We start from the raw sequence: 17234 nt of genomic DNA, 5'->3' as shown, positions 1-17234 counted from the left end.
TCAACCACAGCCGACGCACTCCATCGCCTCGCCCGGGACCGCGACCGACGTCGTGACCGGGGCCGGGGCCGGGGCCGGCACCGAATCCGGCCACGCGGCCGGGACCGGCGCCGGCCCGTACGCGGTGGCGACGACGAGACCGGCCGCGGCGACGGTGATGACGACGAACATCCAGCCCGCGACGCTCACCCCGTGCGCGTTGCTGAGCGCACCGAACCCGAGCGCGACCGGCAGGAACACCAGCCAGGACAGCGAGCTGACGCCGGACGCGACCCCGGACCGGATCGCGGACGGGACCGCGTCGTGCAGCACCGCGCTGACGTGGATCTCGGCCAGCCCGACCAGCAGCGCCAGCGTGATCTGGGCCGCGGTGATGACGAGGAACCCGGCCCCGGTGGTCAGGGTCAGCGCCGCCACCGTCATCGCCGCGCCGATCCCCCAGGCGGTCGCCGGCCGGTCCAGCCGCACCCGCCCGGCCAGCAGCCCGCTGAGTCCGACGGTCGACACCAGCGCGGCCCAGTACGGCCCGTACACGGCGGCCGGCACCGCGAGCGCGACCAGCCAGAGCGGCCCGAACTCGAACAGCAGCTGGGCGAGCACGGCGACCAGCACGGCCAGCGTGACGACCGGCACCAGCCGGCCGCGCCGGGTGATCGCGGTCACCGTGATCGCGAGGTGCCGGCGCAGCGACACCGGCGCGGCGGCCCGGTGCAGCCGCGGCTCGCGGAACCACGCGTACCCGGCGATCGAGGCGGCGGCGAACGGGATCGTCAGGAAGTACGTGATCCGCGGGTCGAGCAGGTCCGCGACCCAGCCGCCGAGCAGCGAGCTCGAGACCAGCGCGACCGCCTCGACCGTCCGGACCCGGCCGATCCGGCGCTCGAACCCCTCGCCGGTGCCGGTCTCCTCCAGCACCGTGTCGTACACGACCGACTCCAACGTGCTGGCGCTGAAGGCGAAGAAGACGCCCAGCGCGAGCGCCGCGACGAGGTACATCCCGATGCTGTGGCTCAGGCCGCCGAGCAGCGAGCTGGCCGCCAGCGCCAGGCTGGACACGATCAGCACGCCGCGCCGGCTCCACCGGTCGGCCAGGATGCCGGCCGGCAGCTGCAGCACCGGCACCACGGCCGCGTACACGGCCGCCAGCAGCCCGACCGCGGCCGCGTCGAAGCCGATCGTGGTGATGAACAGCTTCTCCACCGGCAACCAGAGCAGGAACCCTTGCAGGAACACCGCGGCGTGCAGGGGGCGCAGGCGGCGGCGCAGGGACGCGGCGCGAGGGTCGGGCATCATGCCCGGTCAGTGTCGCGACCCGGCCCGGCGTTACACCGCCTTGCGGAAGGCCTCCAGCAGCCGGGCCCGGCCGGTGTCCGGCAGCGCCTCCGGCTCGGTCTGCTCGCCGACCGCCTCGATCGTCACCCGGACCTGGTCCAGGTAGGTGGAGCAGCCGTCGCACAGGCCCAGGTGGTCGAGCACCCGCTGCTGGTCCTCGGCGCTCAGCGCCCCGTCCAGGTACGCGGTGACCAGCTCGACGAATTCGTCGCAGTCCAGCTCGGTCACTCAGGTCACCGCCTTCGCGTAGTAGCTCTCCAGCCGGCCCCGGACGTACGCACGGGCGCGGTGCAGCAGCACCCGCTGGTGCCCCGGGGTGATCTCCAGTATCGAACAGATCTCCTCGGTGTCGTACCCCTGCACGTCGCGCAGGGTCAGTACGACCCGCTGCCGCTCCGGCAGCTCGGCCATCGCCGCCGCGACCTCGGCCCGGACCTCGGCCGCGAGGGTCGCGTCCTCCGGCGTCGGCCAGGGCAGCGGCAACTCCCGCCAGTGCCCCGGGTACTCCTCGCCCCGACCCTGGAAGCGGGCCGGGTCCACGGTCGGCCCGGCGTCCGGGTCGAGGCTGCTCCAGGGCACGGACCGGCCCTCCCGCGTCCCCCGGCGCTTGGCCGTGTTCACCAGGATCCGGTAGACCCACGTCCGCAGCGCCGAGCGCCCCTCGAACCGGCCGATCCCCTCGATCACCGCCAGCCAGGCGTCCTGGACGCACTCCGCGGCCGAGTCCGGAGTGGACACGAACGACCGCGCCAGCCGCAGCATCCCCGGCGACCACGCGTCCAGCACCAGCGCGAACGCGTCCTCGTCCCGCCCCCGCAACCGCGCCACCAACTCCTCGTCCGGCGGCAGGTCCACGGCCGGAGCGTAGGACAGGACCGCGTTCGGTGGTCAGTGTCGATTCGGGCCCGGGTCGATCGTCATGCGGTGACAGACTGAGCCGGGAGGGCGGGCCATGAGGTTTCTCGTACTGCTGACGGAGGAGGACCACTTCACGAAGTGGGACGAGGCCGGGGACGACCTGCGCAAGCGGACGATCGACGACTTCAACGCGTTCGGCGACGCGGTCCGCGCGCGGGGCACGCTCGTCGTCGGCGACGCGCTCCAGCCGCCCGCTTCCGCCCGGCGGCTCGGCCCCGGTCCGGAGCGGTCGGTGACCCGCGGGCCGTACGCGGAGACCGTCGAGCAGATCGGCGGCTTCTACCTCGTCGACCTGCCGGACCTGGAGACGGCGGTCGAGATCGCCGCGCTGCTGCCCCGGGAGTACACGGTCGAGGTGCGCCCGACGCTGGAGATCACCGTCTGAAGGGACCGATGCAATGGAGCCCGGCAGTCCGATCAGGACCGCACTCGAAGAACACTGGCGGGCGTCCGAACGGGGAGACATCGAGGCCGAGCACGCCATCTACGCGACGGACGCGGTCCTCGACTATCCCCAGTCGGGCGAGCGATTCCGCGGCCGGTCGGCGATCTCGGCGCAACGCGGCGGCCATCCCGCCGACCGGCACTTCACCGTGCTCCGGATCACCGGCGACGGGTCGCTGTGGGTCAGCGAGTGCGTGATCACGTACGACGGCGTGCCGACCTATTCGGTGAGCATCACCGAGTTCGCCGGCGAACACGTGGTGCACGAGACGCAGTTCTTCGCCGACCCGTTCCCGGCACCGGCCTCGCGGGCGGCCCTCGCCGAGCCGATGCCGGGCCGGACCATCGCCACGGCCTGACCCCGCGCCTTCCCGGCGGCGGCTCGTGCGGCGGACCTGGTCGCGGCTGCGGGCTGTACGGTCCTGGTTCGGCGGATGAGCGGTTCATCCGGCCCGGGACGATGGCGAAGCGGGCGGTGAGCGCCTCGGTCCAGCGTTCGAGTGACCGTGCTCGGTTGCCGGAGCAGCAACAAGTCTTGCTTGCGTCGGGCAGGGTTCGGCAGGGTCGTGGGCATGGACATCGAGGGGGTCGCCTGATGGGTGGGCACGGGCACCAGCTGACCGAGGAGGAAGCGGCGGCCATGTTCGAGCCGCCGAGCTGGGAGGAGCGGTACTCCGGTGCGGAGAAGGTCTGGAGTGGCAACCCCAACCCGCAGCTGGTCGCCGAGGTGTCCCGGCTGACTCCCGGCACCGCGCTGGACGTCGGCTGCGGGGAGGGCGGCGACGTGATCTGGCTCGCCCGCCAGGGCTGGACGGTCACCGGCGCGGACTTCTCCGCCAACGGTCTGGCCCGGGCCGCCCGGCACGCCGAGGAGGCCGGGGTGGCCGACCGGACGGACTGGTGGCAGGTCGACGCCCGGACCTTCGCGGCCGGCGGCCGTTCCTACGACCTGGTCACCACGCACTTCCTGCACCCGCCGGATGGCGGGATGGTCGAGGTGGCCGGTCGGCTGGCCGAGGCGGTCGCGCCCGGTGGGCACCTCCTGGTGGTCGGACACGCGCCGTCGGAGGTGTTCGCGCAGCTGGCGGCGAGCCAGCGCCGGGCGATGTTCCTGGCCGCGGACCTGCTGCCCGGCCTGCCCGAGGGCTTCGAGGTCCTCGTGGCCGAGCAACGGCCGCGGACGATGACCCGCGACGGCACGACGGCCGACGTACACGACTCCACCCTGCTCGCCCGCCGCACCGCCTAGCGTCGGCCTTCGGCTTCCGATCCGGGTCAGGCGAAGTCTTCTGCGGTGAGGCCGGAGGGGTGGCCGGCGGGCCACTGGACGAGTTCGATCCGGTAGCCGTCGGGGTCGGTCAGCCAGGACGTCTGGGGGCCGTCGGCGCCGCCGGGCTGTTGCGGGGCTTCCGGCTTCAGTCCGGACCGGGACAGGGTGTCGACCGTGGCCGCGAGATCGTCGACCTGGACCACCAGGGCGGTGAAACCCGTGCCGAGGTCCACGGACGGGTCCGCCGGGCGGTGGACGATCTCGAGGGTGGCGACGTCCTCTTCGGGGAACTTGAGCAACGTCAGGCTGGCGCCGTTGTCGGCGTCGAGGCGGCCGATGTCCTGATATCCGAGCGCACGGTAGAAGACCAGCGAAGCAGCGAGGTCGGTGACGCGGTAGGACGTGTGCAGGGTCTTCATCCGGCGCATTTTAGCCAGCGACATTCGCCGCCGATGGGAGCCATCCCGAGACTGCCGGGCCGAGGGACGATCTCCTGCCAGTACGCGCTGTCCATGGTGCGCTGGCTCCGCCGCGGGCCGGAGGAGTTCCTGACCGGGCCGGTCGTCGACGTGGGCGACGTCCGGCTGCCGGAGGCGGGCGCCGACCGCCGGCTGCGCTGGGACCTGGCCCTTCGGGCCTCGCGGACATGGATCTCGCGATGCGGGTCACCCAGTGGCTCGGCCGGCCCGCGGCGGCCTTCATCGAGCCCGCCCCCTGGTGACTGCCTCCATCGCGGTCTGCCCGTGAACCTGCTGCAGCGGTGCCGCGGATCGCGCCCCCGCTGATCAGTCCGACCGAACTGCACGACGGGCGGACATCCTCGAGGCGGCGCCGCGGAACGCCGCGGGCCGGCTCAGTGGCGTTCGGCCAGGGCGGCGAGGCGGTCCAGGGAGGCGCGCAGCTTGCCGCTCGTGGTCTCCCGGGCTCGCTGGAACCGTTTCTCGTCGGTCAGCCGGGTCCAGTCGTAGGTGTGGGTGACCCGGGTGAGCGCGTCGCCGACCGGCTCCAGTTCCCAGCGCCACAGGTGCCCGGCCGGTGCCCGGGCGGGATCGGCGGGGGTCCAGGCGAGCCGCCGGCCCTCCTCGAACTCGACGACGTGGTTCTCCCGGACGCCGCCGTTGGTCAGCGCCATCGAGAACATGTCGCCGGCCCGGCGGATCCGCTCGTCGGTGAGTGCCTTCGCGAGGTTGTCGTTGCCGTCCCACCGAGGCTGCTGCACCGGATCGGCGATCAACTCGAAGATCGCCCCTGCCCCGGCCGAGATCTCCCGGCTGGCACTGACAACCCGCGACACCGTCCCATCCGTCATGCGCTCATCGAATCACTCCCGGCGGCACGGGGACCCAGGTCGGTGGCCTCGTCGACCTCACCTTCTGCGCGACGGACGTCGACCACGCCAGGGCGGCGTCGCTGGCACCTTCGGCCGGCAGGAAGTAGCCGTGGTGGGTGCCGCCGTGCTGGCTCACCAGCTCCATCCACCGGCGGGCGAAGCGCTCGAAGGCGTCCAGTTCGCTCGGGTCGACGGTGTAGTGCACGACGCAGGTGATCATCGCGTGATTCTGCCCGGGGACCGGCGGGGTGAACGCATTTCAGGAGGGGTCACGGTGACGGTCGGGCTCCTACGTTGGAGTCCGGGAGTCGCGCACCACGCCGGCCGGCGTTCTCGCGGCGACGCCCGGGAGGAGCGCCATGTGCCGGCACGGGCCAGTGCAGAGCCAGCGGCGCGGTGACGACGACGCGGTCACGCCCCGCGGGTCAGGGTGATCGCGTGGTCGGCGTAAGGAGGCCCCGAAGGAAGTTGCGGTTCGGGCTCGGTCAGCTCGACCGCTGGTCCGCGCCCTCGGGTCAGGCCGTCCGCAACGCGGTCTACCGAGCCCTGTTCGCCATCGGCGACGGCTCGGTGTTCCGGGCGTACCGGACCATCCGGCGGGCGTCCTCGGGCGAGGTGCAGGTGGAGGTGCGCGACGACACCGTTGTCACGGTGCAGCTCGCCGACGAGGACGCCTACGACATCGTCTACATCGGCGACCCGCAGAAGGCGCCCGACATCGGCCGTCCCGCGGATCCACCGGACTGACCAGCGGGACTGTCGCCTTGACCGTACATCTCGGCATGATCAGTGCTTGCAGCGTCCATTGCCACCGAACCAGCGCGGGTGATAGATCTGGGCCTACGTCTGGTCCGCCGGCCGTCAGGAGGAAAGATGTCCTCGATCGAGATGCCCGAGGCCGGAGAGCCGGCCCCGATGGCGGCGCCTGAGCTCATCACGGCACCAGGAGAAGCCGAGATGCCCGGGCTCGACGTCTCCTCGCGGGTGCGGGCCCGCGACATCCAGATGGCCGCGGTGGCCGACGTCCGCCGTCGCGTCCTCATGGTCACCGGTGCCATCGACACCTCCGAGCACGACGTCTCGGTGTCGATGGCCCTGCCCGAGCCCGGCCGGTGGATGGTGATCAAGTCGGAGACCAACCTGACCGACCAGACCTGGATGGCCATGCAGGTCACCTGCGACGAGGAGAGCTCCTTCGTCGACGACCCGGACACGGCCGTGCTCTCCCGCCAGTTCGCGAAGAGCTTCATGACCCCGGACCTGCGCCGGCTCAGCTTCTTCGGCGGCGAGGTCCGACCGGGCGAGGCGGTGCTGACCATGTTCAGCATGGAGTTCGGCGGAGTCCGCCCGGTGTACGCGCACGCCCGCTACACCCCGGTGTCCACCGGCGATCCCGAGAGCATGGCCGAGCGGCTGGACCGCCTGGTCGCCGACGGGCTGCCGCAGCGGCCGGTCGTGGAGTTGATCGTCCCAGTCACGGTCGTCGGGTGACGCTGTTCGTCCCCGACCCGGTACTGCTCAGCTCCCCCCGGAGACGCCCGTTCCCCGGCCCGGACCCCCGGCCCCGGACCGGCCCGCCGCCGGCCACCGCGGACGTCGTGGTCGTCGGCTCCGGGCCGGCGGGTCTCTCGGTCGCCTCGGCGCTCTGGCACCGGGACGTCCGGGACGTCGTGCTGCTCGACCCGGCCGACCGTCCGTGCGGGCAGTTCCTGGACCGGGTCGACGGGCTGGACCAGCGGGTGCTGCGGTCGCCGTACCAGCACCACCCGGGGGTCGAGGGGTACCGCGACTGCGAGCTGCTCGACTTCGCCCGGCTGCACTGGTCCCGGCTCACCGCGGTGGAGCGCCGCGAGATCCGGATGGCCCAGGCCGGGCACCGCTCCGTCGTACCCGTCGATGTGTTCGAGGCCTTCTGCCGGCACGTCGCGGACGTCCACCACGTCACCGAACGGACCTGGCGGACGACCGCGCTGGCGGTCGAGCCCGCGGACGGCTCGGTCGTGGTCCGGACCGCGGCCGGGCCGGTCGAGGCCCGGTGCGTCGTGCTGGCCCTGGGCGAACGGACCCGCCCGGCCCCGGCCGGCTGGGGCGCCCGGACGCTGCCCGGGGTGTACCGCTGGGACGAGCCGGCGCCGGCCACCGGGTCGGTCGCGGTCGTCGGTGCCGGGCTCACCGCGGCCCACCTGCTGGCCGCCGCGCTGGACGCGGGCCGGGAGGCGCACTGGGTGCTGCGCGAGGACGCGGAGCGCTACCAGTGCTCGGACGTCAACGCGGCGTTCTTCCGGGCCGAGGGCCGGGCCCGCTTCGGGGCGGAGGTGTCCTGGGCGGACCGGGGCGCCCTGATGCGGCGGCATCGACGCGCGTCGATCATGTTCGAGTTCCGGCCTCTGCTGACCGCGGCCGAGGCGTCCGGCCAGCTGCGGGTCCATCGCGGCCGTACGGTCGACGGCCTGGCGGACGGTCCGGCGGTCCTGCTGGCCGGTGGTGACCGGGTCGCGGCCGACTCCGTGGTGCTGGCCCTGGGCACGGTGCCCTCGATCGGGACGGGCCTGCTCCCGGACGGCGCGGTCGGTGCCCGGGACGGCTGGCCCGACCTGGACGAGCCGACGCTGAGCTACCGCCGGGCGCCGGCGGTGTTCGCCGTGGGGGCCGCGGCCGCCATGGTGCTGGGCCCGGCCGCGCGGAACATCGACGGGCACCGCGTCGCCACCGCCCGGGTCGCGGGGGCGATCGCCGCCCGGGTGCGGACCCCGGTGGGCGTCGGCCATGTCTAGACCGGCGCCCGAGTTCCTGCTCCCCGGTGTCGACGACCCGGCGGCCACGGAGACCGGGGTGATCCTGCTCGGCCTCGACCCCGGCCGGTTGCTGGCGGGCCTCGGCCTGACCGTCCTGACCGGCGGTGACGATCCCGCCCTGGTCGCCCTCGCCGTGGACCGGGCCCGGCACGGGGCCGGACCGGTCGAGTTCGCCGTCCTGCTGGCCGCCGGCGCCCGGCGGTGGCAGGCCGTCCGGGACACCCTGCCCCGCGACCCGGTGGCCGACGCCTCGCCCCGGGCCGGCTGGGACCGCACGCTGCGGTCGCTGGCGGCCTGCGGTCCGGCCGACGCCGGCCCGGCCGAGTTGGCCTTCCTGGCCGCCTGCCGGATGCGCCGCCGGGCCGTCGACGACGCGTCCGCGAGCTGAGCCGACCCGATCCCGTCGACCGAGAGGACCACCGATGCCCACCCTGCCGTCGTTGCCGGACGGAGCCGTGCTCATGGACGTGTTCTCCGCGTACCCGGCGGGCGTCCAGCCGCTGCTCGAGCTGCACGAGGCGTTGCTGCGCGGACCGTCGCCGTTCTCGGTGGCCGAGCGCGAGCTCATCGCCGCGTACGTGTCCGGGCTCAACGACTGCTCGTACTGTCACGGCGTGCACACCGCGACCGCGGAGGCGTTCGGCCTCCCGGCCGGCCTGCTCGAGGCCGCGCTCTCCGACCTCGACGGCTCGCCGGTGGACGAGCGTCTCAAGCCGGTGCTGCGCTACGTCGGCAAGCTCACCCAGAGCCCGGCCCGGATCACCCCGGCCGACGCCGAGCCCGTCTTCGCCGCCGGCTGGACCGAGCAGGCGCTGCACGACGCGATCATGGTCAGCGCCCTGTTCAACCTCATGAACCGCATGGTGGACGGCCACGGCATCCGCGCGGACGCCGACTACTACCCGGTCTCCGGCCAGCGGCTGCACGACCGCGGCTACACCGGCCTGTCCGACCTGCTGCCCCACTGACCCGCCAGGGCCTGCCTCGTGCCCCCGGCCGGAGACAACCCAGAAGGCAACCGCGTCACCGGCTCCGTCACCGTCATGGCGGCCATCGCCTTGTAGCCCAGGCTCTGCCTACGTATCGGGCCTACGACTGTGGACGCCAGGGGGCGGTGTGCCCCCTGGCGTCCACTGGTTCCGTGTTGTGGGTGGTGGGTGTTACGGCGCGAGGGTGATGACGCGGGCGGCGTCGCTGGCGTTGTAGGAGTTGAGGGTGAAGTTGATGCCGGTCTGGTCGACGTACTTGGTGACCGAGTCGTCGAACTCCAGGCCCTGGTCGGTGCTGGTCGGGTAGGTCGTGCCGGGGGCCTTGAACAGAGCGGTGGTGGCCTGCAGGTCCGCGGTGCTGGTCGCCGTGGCGAGCACCTTGGTGCCGAACCCTTCGGAGCCGGTGAGGGTGTGGGCCGCGTTGTCGGAGCCCACGTGGTCGTCGTGCACGTAGTAGACGTTCACCTTGGTGCCGGCCGGGACGGTGGTGCCGCCGACGGTCAGGTTGCTGGTCAGGGTCTGGTTGTACCGCTCGGCGAAGCTGCGGACGTACTGGTCACTCTCCAGCGCCCCGACGTCCACCGAGGCCGGCGGGACGCTGGAGAACTGCACGTTCGTGCTGTGCTGCGGCTGCACGGTGACCGTCATCGGCCAGCTCGCTGACCCGAGGCCCGTTGTCGCGGTCACGGTGACCGTGGCCCGGCCGGCCTTGGTCGGGGTGCCGGTGATGCGGCCGCTGGAGTCCATGCGCAGCCCGGCCGGCAGCGTCCCCTCGGTGACCTGCGCCACGCCGCCATCCGTGGCCGCGGTCACGGTGAAGTCGTAGGGCTGGCCCAGCACCGCCGCCGGCGGCGTGCCGTTGATCACGGGCGGGACCGAGGCGAGCGGCGCGTGGAGCGTCATGGCGAAGAACCCGTTGGCGGCCAGGGCCGTCGCGTGGTAGCCGGCTGCGGCCGGGATGTTCTGTTGGCCGTAGGCGTTGCCCGAGCCCCAGGAGACGAGGCTGCCGTCGGATTTCAGCGCGACCGCGAAGTCGAAGCCGACGGCCACGTCGACCACCCCGGACCTCGCGGCGGCCGGCGTCGGACCGATGGCGGTCGTGGAAGCGCCCCAGGTCACGACCGAACCGTCGCTCTTGAGCGCCGCGACATCGTTGCCGGAGGCGACGACCTTGACGACGCCGGACTTGGCGGCGTCCGGGACCGCTGTCCCACCGCCGCCGTCCCAACCCCAGGCGGCGACGGCACCGGTGTCGGTCAGGGCGACACTGAGCGCGTTACCACCGTCGATGCTCACCGCATGACCCTGGACTGCGGCCGGGACGTTGCTCTCGCCGGTCAGGCTCGAGCCCCCCCAGGTCTGGATGGTGTGGTCGGACTTCAGGGCCATACCGGCGTCGCTCGACGAGGCGATCTCAGTGACGCCGGTGAGCGGGGCGGTAGGGGTCTGGGAGCGCCCTTCGCCCCAGCCCACGAGCGAGCCGTCGGACTTCAGCGCCAGCGCCGCGCTGCCTTCGGCGTCGATGGCCACCACGCCGGACTGGGCGGCCGCCGGGATGGTGGACAGGTTCATGCTGTCGGTGCCCCAGCCGACCACCGAACCGTCGGTCTTGAGGGCCAGCCCGGTTTGCGTCGAGGCGGCGATGGCGACCACGCCGGACTGGGCGGCGGTCGGGACGTCCGTCTGCCTGGCGGCGTTCTTGCCCCAGGCGGTGATCGTGGCGGAGGCCGGCGTGGCGCCGGCGGACGGGGCGGCGAGGGCCAGCGCGCCGCCGACGACCGCGGTGGCGACGGCGGTTGCCGCGATGCGGGAGATGCGGCCGCGGTCGGTGGTGTCGGAGTTGGGTCGTTGCATAGTGGGATTCCTTCCGGATGAGGCGCGACGGGTTCGCGCAGGGAGGGCGAACAGGTAGGCCGCGGCGGGCGCTGCGGAATGACGGTTTGGCGTCGGGTAGCAGCCCGCCGAGGTCGTCGAAGACGACCACGCCGTTGCAGAGCCGGCTCCATCCCTGTTCGGGGTGGGCCGAGACGACCTTGGCTGCGTCGCGGTCGGGCCGATCGGCCGGCGGACAAGCGGCCGGTGCGGGCAGTTCGTCATCTCGGATGCTCCAGCGCGGCCGTGGCGCTGCTGACTCCCGGAGACTGTCAGTGCCGACCCGCGCCGTCTGTTCGCCGTAGAACGGTGCGTCTGTTCGGTTTCCGACCCTCCGGGCCGGCGACTGCACGGCGCGGCTGCGTACGTGGCTCGTCGGCCGGAGGCGGTCCCACCTGCTGCTCCCGCCCGGGCGGAAGAGGGTCGACCGGCGCGCCGGCAACGGATCGGGCTGAGCCCGTATAGCAGTCGGTCCTCTACGCCGACGGCGCCGTCGAGAGCAACGGCACCGCCTTCGACCAGTTCCGGGCGCAGATCGCCGAGGCCGCACTCGACCCGTTCCGCGGCTACGCCAACGCGTTGCGCGACAGCCTGCCCGACGCCGTGCAGGGACGAGGGTGGCCTGCAGGTCGACGTCGTCCACCCCGAACGCCTGGTTCCCGAGGCCGGTGACGTTGGTGGCGGAGATGGTGAACTCGGCCTGGTCCGCGGTGTGCGTGAACGGCATCGTGATCCGGTAGACCTTGTACGCGACGCCAGAGGCCAACGTGCCCAGGCCACGGCAAGGTCAACCCAGTCTCCGAGTGGGTCTGGTCGCCCGAGGTCACGCATCCCGCGCTGGTGAGCCGGGAGACCTTCCTCGCAGCCCAGAAGATCACCGACCGGCGCGCCCGAGTCCGGAGTGACGCCGGGCGCAACCAGCATCCGCAAACCCGACGTACCTACCGACTGCGCAGCTACGTGTTCTGCGCGCTATGCGGCCGACGGATGTGCGGGAAGTCCCGGCACGCGGACGACCTCTACTACGGCTGCCAGCCAGCGGGCGGTGCGCTGGAGGGGCACCCGAAGTCGCTCTGGGTCTCAGAGCCCAGGCTGGTGGCCGGCGTGTACGCGTTCTTCGCCAAGCACGTCTTCGGAGCGGACCGGCGGCAGTTGCCAGCCCAGCAGTACGACGGCTCAGACGACAGGCGGCGGGAGCAGGACATCGCGAGCATCCGGAGAAAGCAGGACGACATCGCCGCCCGGCGCAAGCGGCTCGTTCGATCGCTTGAGCTGACCGATGACCCGGACGGCGACCTGGTCCGCGACGTCAACGTTCGCCTCGCCGAGCTGCGCGCCGACTCTGAACGGCTCGCCAACGAGGCCGCGGGACTGGAAGGCGCCGTCCCGGACGTAGCGCTGCTCGACTCGCTGCCGGTCGCCGACGTCGACCTGGCCCGGCTGCCCGACGCCCAAGCCCGGGCGCTGTTCGATGCGTTCCGGCTGGAAGTCCGCTACGACCGGACGGCCAACGTCGCCCACTGTCAGGTCACGGTCAGCGCGGACACCCGGCTGGATCCCGTTACCTTCTGCGTGGTGCCCCCGGTGGGAGTCGAACCCACACTGAGACCCTTTTAAGGGGCCCGCCTCTGCCGTTGGGCTACGGGGGCGCAACTCCCTGTGAGGGTAGCGGGGGTCAGCGCGGGGTGACGACGAACTGTCGCAGGTGCAGGTCGAGGAAGGTGACCGGACCGCGCGGGCCGGGAAGGTGGTCGACGTTGATGCCCGTCTCCGGGACGCCGAGCAGCTTGAAGCCGTCCAGCAGCCGGGTCGTCACGTTCCAGAACGCGCCGGTCCCGTTGTAGGCGGACAGGAACTCGTCGGCCGCGGCCGCGTCCTCGGTCGCGATTCCGGCCGCGAGCCCCGACGTCGAGGCGTCCGCCAGCCGGGCCGCCTCGGCCGGACCGCCCACCGGCGCGATCGTCACCGTCGCCTCGCGGCCGTCCTGCAGCGCCCACTCCAGGCCGAGCTCGTGGTCGTGCGGCGGGAGGTCGGCGGCGATCCCGAGCCGGTCCAGCACCGTACGGACAGCCGGGACCAGCTCGTCCCAGCGGTCCCGTACGACCAGCAGCAGGTTGAGCCGGTTGCAGACGCCGAGCCGGTCCAGGCTCTCCTCCACCAGGGCCAGCGCCTTGCCGCGGTCGGCGCCGGCGTCGAGGTAGAGGACGCCGCCGCCGTCGGCGTGGGCCAGGGTCCGGACGCCGTGCCGCGCCGCCTCGGCGGTCAGCTCCCGGGTGCTGGCCCCGCTGCCGCGCAGGATCACCAGCGGGACCAGGTCGGGCTGGGCCACCAGCGACCGGGCGGTCTCCCGGCCCGGCACCCGGACCAGCTGGATCGCGGCCGGGTCGAGCCCGGAGGCGTCCAGGGCCGGCGCGATCACCTCGTCCAGCAGCGCGACGGCCGAGCCGATCGCGGCCGAGCCGGTCCGCAGCACGCCGGCGTTGCGGGACTTCAGCAGCTGGGAGGCGACGTCGACGACGACGTTCGGGCGGGCCTCGAAGTTGGCGCCGATCACGCCGACCGGCTTGCGGCGCTCCTCGACCAGCGCGCCGGGCAGCTCCCGGACGACCCGGGACCACTGGGGATGCGGGACGTCGGCCAGCACGCGCAGCTGGTGCGCCATCGCCTCCAGCCGGGCCGGATCCAGCCGCAGCCGGTCGGTCATCGCCGGCGGCAGCCCGCCGGCGGCGACGTCGGCGGCGTTCGCGGCGAGTACGGCGTCGGCGGAGTCGAGCAGCCGGCCGGCGATCGCGAGCAGGGCCGCGTCGATCGTCTCCGGGCCCGCGGCGGCGATGCTGCCGGCGGCGGCGTGCGCGGACTCGGCGCATCCCCGGACGGCGTCGGCGACCTGCGTCATGCCGCAGACCCTACGACGGGCGCCGCGCGGGCGGGGTATCGGACAGGCGGGCTTCGGCGCGGTGCCGACGGTCAGAGCGGTCGTGGCGTTATGTTGCGGACCGTAGCGGGCCGGGAGGTGCGATGCGGAGCAACGTTGTCCTGGCCGGAGCACTCGTCGTCACGCTGGGCGTCGTGCTCGCGACCGGGAGGTCCGGGACGACCCCGGCCCCGGCGAAAGCCCCCGCGGCCCTCGCCGCCGCCGCCGCCGTACCGGCGATCGCGCTGGAGCCCGGTCAGCGCCCGCCACAGTTCGTCATCGTGTCCTTCGACGGCGCCGGCGACCACGACAAGTGGACGTTCTGGCGCGGCGTCGCGGCGAAGTCCGGGATGCGCTTCACCGGCTTCCTGTCCGGCGTCTACCTGCTCGACCGCGACCACCGCACCGACTACACCGGCCCCGGCCACGCCGCCGGCGCCAGCTCGCTCGGCAGCTGGAACACCCCGGCCGAGGTCCGGACGCTCGTCCGCGACCTCAACTCGGCGTACGGGGCCGGGATGGAGATCGGGACCCACTACAACGGCCACTTCTGCGCCGGCTCCGCACCGTCCGGCGGCGACTGGTCCACCGCGGCCTGGTCCAGCGAGCTCAGCCAGTTCTTCCGGTTCTGGACGGCGCACCACGACCTGACCATCCCCGCCTCGACCGTCCGAGGTGGACGGACGCCGTGCCTGGAGGACCAGCCCGACCAGCTCGGCCCGGCGCTGAAGGCCAAGGGCTTCAGCTACGACACCAGCCGGACCGCGAACGGGATCTCCTGGCCGGAGCGGGACCGGTGGGGGCTGTGGGAGTTCCCGCTGGCGTACGTGCCGCTGGCCGGGACCGGCTCCGGCGTCATCTCGATGGACTACAACTTCTGGGTCAAGCAGACCGGCAACCCACCGTCCACACACGACACCGCGGCCAGCTCGCGGCAGGTGCTGCAGACGTACCGGGCCATGTACAAGGCCGCCTACAGCGGGAACCGGGCGCCGCTGGTGCTCGGCAACCACTTCAACTCCTGGAACGGCAACGCCTACACCCAGGCGCTCGCGCACTTCGTCGAGGAGACCTGCCGGAAGCCGGAGACGCGCTGCGTGCCGTACCGGGACGTGATCGCCTGGATGCAGGCGCAGACGCCGGCCACGCTGAAGGCCCTGCAGGCACGCCCGCCCGTCTACACCGTCGGCTGACGCTGGCTGCGTCACGGCCTCGCGCGGCGGCTGACACGGCCCGGAAAGAGAGGACCTGGTCCATAGGCGACGCTGGGACCTCGCTCCGCCTCGGACGTCTTCGTGAGTATTCCGCGGTTCACCAGGTCCCCCAGCAACCGCGAGGCCGGAGAGGCATCGAGATCCAGCATCAGCTTGACCATTCGCGCGTTGACCTCGCCGGCCTCCTCGACGAGACCGATGATCTTGCGGTCGTACTCGTCCGGGGTCCTGCGGCGGTAGGTGAGCGCTGGGCCGAGCGCGGCAACGGCATCCTCCCGGAGCCGGCCGCTCGGCCACCAGGGTCGCGATCCGAACGGTCGACATCGGCTGACAGGTGGTTCCGATGCGCTCGGTCGAGCGCCCTGCCACGGCATGGACCTCCGGGCTCGAGGGCACGTCCACGATGAGCAGATCGACCTCGCCCACCCTGAATCGGGCGACACCGACTATCAGAGCAGGGTCTGATCTCGTAGATCCGACGCTGCGTGAGTTGCGGATCGAGGGTGCAGCCCACGAGAGCCTCGGCACCGCTCCTGTCATCGGCGACGCCGACGATCAAGCGTCCGCCCTGGACGTTGGCGAAGCACGCCGCCGCATGGGCGAGATCCTTGAGCGTATCGGGCAACGACCTGCCCTGCGTCGTGAGATCGAGGACCTCGCTCTTGACACTGCTCGCCGTCGCACCCGCCAGGACCGCATCGATGGCCGCCCGGACACCGGCGGTCACCGGCGGCCGGAGTTTCGCGTGGTTTGCGGATCACCACAGCTGCGAGGGCAGCGCAAAACTGGACGCAAACCCGCACCTGAAGAGTCAGCCGGCCTCGCGGGCGGCGCCGGGGAGGGTTGCCGGGTTGGGCAGCGCGGCCAGCTCGAACTCGCGCCGCGGCTGCTGCAGCTGCCCGAGGGAGACGACCTCCCGCGGGAAGAAGATCGCCAACGTCCAGTCCGCCAGCACCCGCACCTTCCGGTTGAGCGTCGGCACCCGGGAGAGGTGGTACGTACGGTGCATGAACCAGGCCGGCCAGCCCCGCAGCTTGATCCCGTACACCTCGGCGACGCCGCGGTAGAGGCCGAGGCTGGCGACCGAGCCGACGTACTTGTGCCGGTAGTCCACCAGCTTGCGGCGGCGTAGCGCGGCCACGATGTTCGCCGCCAGCGTCTTGGTCTGGCGGACCGCGTGCTGCGCGGACGGGCCGGTGAACGAGCCCGGGTTGGTCAGGTCCGGCACCGCGGCGCAGTCGCCGGCGCTCCAGGCGTCCTCGACGCCCTGTACCCGCAGGTCGGCCGTGCAGGTCAGCCGGCCCTTCTCGTCCAGCGGCAGGTCCGTACGGGTCAGCACCGGGTTGGCCTTGACCCCGGCGGTCCAGACGACCGTCTCGGCGTCGAACTCCTCGCCGTCGGAGAGCACGACGTGCCCGTCGGTGAGCGACTCGACCCGGGTGTTGAGCCGGATGTCCATCTTCCGCTTGATCAGCTGCTGCACCGTGTACTCCGACATCGGCACGCTGACCTCGGGCAGGATCCGCCCGGTCGCCTCGATGAGCACCCAGCGCATGTCGTCCGGGGTGACGTCCTCGTAGTAGCGGGTCGCGTACCGCGCCATGTCCTCCAGCTCGGCGAACGCCTCGATCCCGGCGTAGCCACCACCGATGAACACGAACGTCAGCGCGCGCCGCCGGTGCTCCTCGTCCGACACCGAGGCCGCGTAGTCCAGCCGGGACAGCACGTGGTTGCGCAGGTAGATCGCCTCGCCGACGGTCTTGAACCCGATCCCGACCTCGGCCAGCCCGGGGATCGGCAGGGTTCGCACGATCGAGCCCGGGGCGACCACGATCTGGTCGTACGGGACCTCCTCCTCGGGGCCCTCGACCGGCAGCAGGGTCGCGACCCGGCGGCCGTGGTCGACGCCGGTGACCATTCCGGTGACCACCCGGCAGTGCTTGAGGACCTTGCGCAGCGGCACCACCACGTGCCGCGGCTCCAGCGAGCCGGCCGCCGTCTCCGGCAGGAACGGCTGGTACGTCATGTAGTTCTGCGGGTCGACGACCGTGATCCGGGCCTCGTTGCGGCGCAGCTTCTTCTGCAGGCGCAGGGCGGTGTACATGCCCACGTACCCACCGCCGACAATGAGGATGTGCGGCCTGTCCGGCATGCGC

19 protein-coding genes and 1 tRNA gene are annotated in these 17234 nt (G+C 72.6%); 9 read left to right on the top strand and 11 right to left on the bottom strand.

The annotated features are described in order from the left end of the window. The 3 genes from VGP36_21445 to VGP36_21435 are packed head-to-tail and all read right to left on the bottom strand — an operon-like array spanning position 1 to position 2187. Positions 1–1293 carry an MFS transporter gene (locus tag VGP36_21445; GenBank protein ID HEV7657274.1) on the bottom strand — a complete coding sequence of 431 codons (1293 nt, stop codon included), beginning with the start codon at positions 1291–1293 and terminating at the stop codon, positions 1–3. Between the two features lie 30 nt (positions 1294–1323). Next, positions 1324–1560, bottom strand: a complete 237-nt coding sequence (locus tag VGP36_21440; protein ID HEV7657273.1) for a zf-HC2 domain-containing protein — start codon at positions 1558–1560, stop codon at positions 1324–1326. Continuing rightward, on the bottom strand, positions 1561–2187 hold the full coding sequence (locus VGP36_21435; GenBank protein ID HEV7657272.1) for a sigma-70 family RNA polymerase sigma factor: 627 nt from the start codon (positions 2185–2187) through the stop codon (positions 1561–1563). Between the two features lie 97 nt (positions 2188–2284). On the opposite strand from VGP36_21435, the gene VGP36_21430 reads away from it, so the two are divergent. The 3 genes from VGP36_21430 to VGP36_21420 all read left to right on the top strand — a co-directional run bounded on the left by VGP36_21430 (position 2285) and on the right by VGP36_21420 (position 3943). Next, positions 2285–2635, top strand: coding sequence for a YciI family protein (locus tag VGP36_21430; GenBank protein HEV7657271.1), 351 nt, complete (start codon positions 2285–2287; stop codon positions 2633–2635). A gap of 13 nt (positions 2636–2648) precedes the next feature. After that, positions 2649–3053, top strand: a complete 405-nt coding sequence (locus tag VGP36_21425) for a nuclear transport factor 2 family protein (GenBank protein ID HEV7657270.1) — start codon at positions 2649–2651, stop codon at positions 3051–3053. A 236-nt stretch (positions 3054–3289) separates the two neighbouring features. After that, positions 3290–3943: a class I SAM-dependent methyltransferase gene (locus VGP36_21420; GenBank protein HEV7657269.1), complete on the top strand. Its 654-nt coding sequence runs from the start codon at positions 3290–3292 to the stop codon at positions 3941–3943. 26 nt (positions 3944–3969) lie between these two features. On the opposite strand, the gene VGP36_21415 is transcribed toward VGP36_21420, so the two are convergent. From VGP36_21415 to VGP36_21405, 3 genes are all read right to left on the bottom strand, one after another. Next, positions 3970–4383: a VOC family protein gene (locus VGP36_21415; protein HEV7657268.1), complete on the bottom strand. Its 414-nt coding sequence runs from the start codon at positions 4381–4383 to the stop codon at positions 3970–3972. Between the two features lie 434 nt (positions 4384–4817). Further along, a complete protein-coding gene (locus VGP36_21410) occupies positions 4818–5273 on the bottom strand; it encodes an SRPBCC family protein (GenBank protein ID HEV7657267.1) in 456 nt (151 codons plus the stop codon). A gap of 4 nt (positions 5274–5277) precedes the next feature. Beyond that, positions 5278–5514: an NIPSNAP family protein gene (locus VGP36_21405; GenBank protein ID HEV7657266.1), complete on the bottom strand. Its 237-nt coding sequence runs from the start codon at positions 5512–5514 to the stop codon at positions 5278–5280. A gap of 176 nt (positions 5515–5690) precedes the next feature. Between VGP36_21405 and VGP36_21400 the strand changes: the two genes are divergently transcribed. From VGP36_21400 to VGP36_21380, 5 genes are all read left to right on the top strand, one after another. After that, complete coding sequence (locus VGP36_21400; GenBank protein HEV7657265.1) at positions 5691–6041, top strand: DUF6235 family protein; 351 nt, start codon at positions 5691–5693, stop codon at positions 6039–6041. A 126-nt stretch (positions 6042–6167) separates the two neighbouring features. Then, positions 6168–6785 (top strand): DUF6423 family protein, encoded by a 618-nt coding sequence (locus VGP36_21395; protein HEV7657264.1) that lies wholly within the window; start codon positions 6168–6170, stop codon positions 6783–6785. Next, complete coding sequence (locus tag VGP36_21390) at positions 6782–8068, top strand: FAD-dependent oxidoreductase (GenBank protein ID HEV7657263.1); 1287 nt, start codon at positions 6782–6784, stop codon at positions 8066–8068. Before VGP36_21395 ends, VGP36_21390 begins: the two co-directional genes overlap by 4 nt. Then, on the top strand, positions 8061–8477 hold the full coding sequence (locus VGP36_21385; GenBank protein ID HEV7657262.1) for a DUF6187 family protein: 417 nt from the start codon (positions 8061–8063) through the stop codon (positions 8475–8477). Before VGP36_21390 ends, VGP36_21385 begins: the two co-directional genes overlap by 8 nt. Before the next feature lie 34 nt (positions 8478–8511). Continuing rightward, a complete protein-coding gene (locus VGP36_21380; protein ID HEV7657261.1) occupies positions 8512–9057 on the top strand; it encodes a carboxymuconolactone decarboxylase family protein in 546 nt (181 codons plus the stop codon). Positions 9058–9249: 192 nt separating this feature from the next. On the opposite strand, the gene VGP36_21375 is transcribed toward VGP36_21380, so the two are convergent. The 4 genes from VGP36_21375 to VGP36_21360 all read right to left on the bottom strand — a co-directional run bounded on the left by VGP36_21375 (position 9250) and on the right by VGP36_21360 (position 13846). Continuing rightward, entirely contained in the window at positions 9250–10932 is a 1683-nt protein-coding gene (locus VGP36_21375; protein ID HEV7657260.1) for a hypothetical protein, read from the bottom strand. Between the two features lie 1194 nt (positions 10933–12126). Then, complete coding sequence (locus tag VGP36_21370) at positions 12127–12471, bottom strand: hypothetical protein (GenBank protein HEV7657259.1); 345 nt, start codon at positions 12469–12471, stop codon at positions 12127–12129. Between the two features lie 52 nt (positions 12472–12523). Further along, positions 12524–12599, bottom strand: a tRNA-Leu gene (locus tag VGP36_21365). Between the two features lie 26 nt (positions 12600–12625). Next, a complete protein-coding gene (locus tag VGP36_21360) occupies positions 12626–13846 on the bottom strand; it encodes an aldehyde dehydrogenase family protein (GenBank protein HEV7657258.1) in 1221 nt (406 codons plus the stop codon). 122 nt (positions 13847–13968) lie between these two features. Between VGP36_21360 and VGP36_21355 the strand changes: the two genes are divergently transcribed. Further along, positions 13969–15057 (top strand): polysaccharide deacetylase, encoded by a 1089-nt coding sequence (locus VGP36_21355; protein HEV7657257.1) that lies wholly within the window; start codon positions 13969–13971, stop codon positions 15055–15057. Positions 15058–15889: 832 nt separating this feature from the next. Here VGP36_21355 and VGP36_21350 read toward each other — a convergent pair. Beyond that, positions 15890–17230, bottom strand: a complete 1341-nt coding sequence (locus VGP36_21350; protein ID HEV7657256.1) for an NAD(P)/FAD-dependent oxidoreductase — start codon at positions 17228–17230, stop codon at positions 15890–15892. Positions 17231–17234 lie beyond the last annotated feature (4 nt).

It is taken from the genome of Mycobacteriales bacterium, assembly GCA_035995165.1.
Lineage (GTDB): Bacteria > Actinomycetota > Actinomycetes > Mycobacteriales > CADCTP01 > CADCTP01.
The sequence above is the reverse complement of the archived record's forward strand: the minus strand, read 5'-3'. Positions and strand labels throughout refer to the sequence as shown.

Coding starts and splice junctions, on each gene's coding strand:
- VGP36_21420 (HEV7657269.1), top strand. CDS start 3,290: ATGGGTGGGCACGGGCACCAGCTGACCGAGGAGGAAGCGGCGGCCATG.
- VGP36_21360 (HEV7657258.1), bottom strand. CDS start 13,846: ATGACGCAGGTCGCCGACGCCGTCCGGGGATGCGCCGAGTCCGCGCAC.
- VGP36_21425 (HEV7657270.1), top strand. CDS start 2,649: ATGGAGCCCGGCAGTCCGATCAGGACCGCACTCGAAGAACACTGGCGG.
- VGP36_21380 (HEV7657261.1), top strand. CDS start 8,512: ATGCCCACCCTGCCGTCGTTGCCGGACGGAGCCGTGCTCATGGACGTG.
- VGP36_21410 (HEV7657267.1), bottom strand. CDS start 5,273: ATGACGGATGGGACGGTGTCGCGGGTTGTCAGTGCCAGCCGGGAGATC.
- VGP36_21350 (HEV7657256.1), bottom strand. CDS start 17,230: ATGCCGGACAGGCCGCACATCCTCATTGTCGGCGGTGGGTACGTGGGC.
- VGP36_21415 (HEV7657268.1), bottom strand. CDS start 4,383: ATGAAGACCCTGCACACGTCCTACCGCGTCACCGACCTCGCTGCTTCG.
- VGP36_21405 (HEV7657266.1), bottom strand. CDS start 5,514: ATGATCACCTGCGTCGTGCACTACACCGTCGACCCGAGCGAACTGGAC.
- VGP36_21375 (HEV7657260.1), bottom strand. CDS start 10,932: ATGCAACGACCCAACTCCGACACCACCGACCGCGGCCGCATCTCCCGC.
- VGP36_21395 (HEV7657264.1), top strand. CDS start 6,168: ATGTCCTCGATCGAGATGCCCGAGGCCGGAGAGCCGGCCCCGATGGCG.
- VGP36_21445 (HEV7657274.1), bottom strand. CDS start 1,293: ATGATGCCCGACCCTCGCGCCGCGTCCCTGCGCCGCCGCCTGCGCCCC.
- VGP36_21430 (HEV7657271.1), top strand. CDS start 2,285: ATGAGGTTTCTCGTACTGCTGACGGAGGAGGACCACTTCACGAAGTGG.
- VGP36_21385 (HEV7657262.1), top strand. CDS start 8,061: ATGTCTAGACCGGCGCCCGAGTTCCTGCTCCCCGGTGTCGACGACCCG.
- VGP36_21355 (HEV7657257.1), top strand. CDS start 13,969: ATGCGGAGCAACGTTGTCCTGGCCGGAGCACTCGTCGTCACGCTGGGC.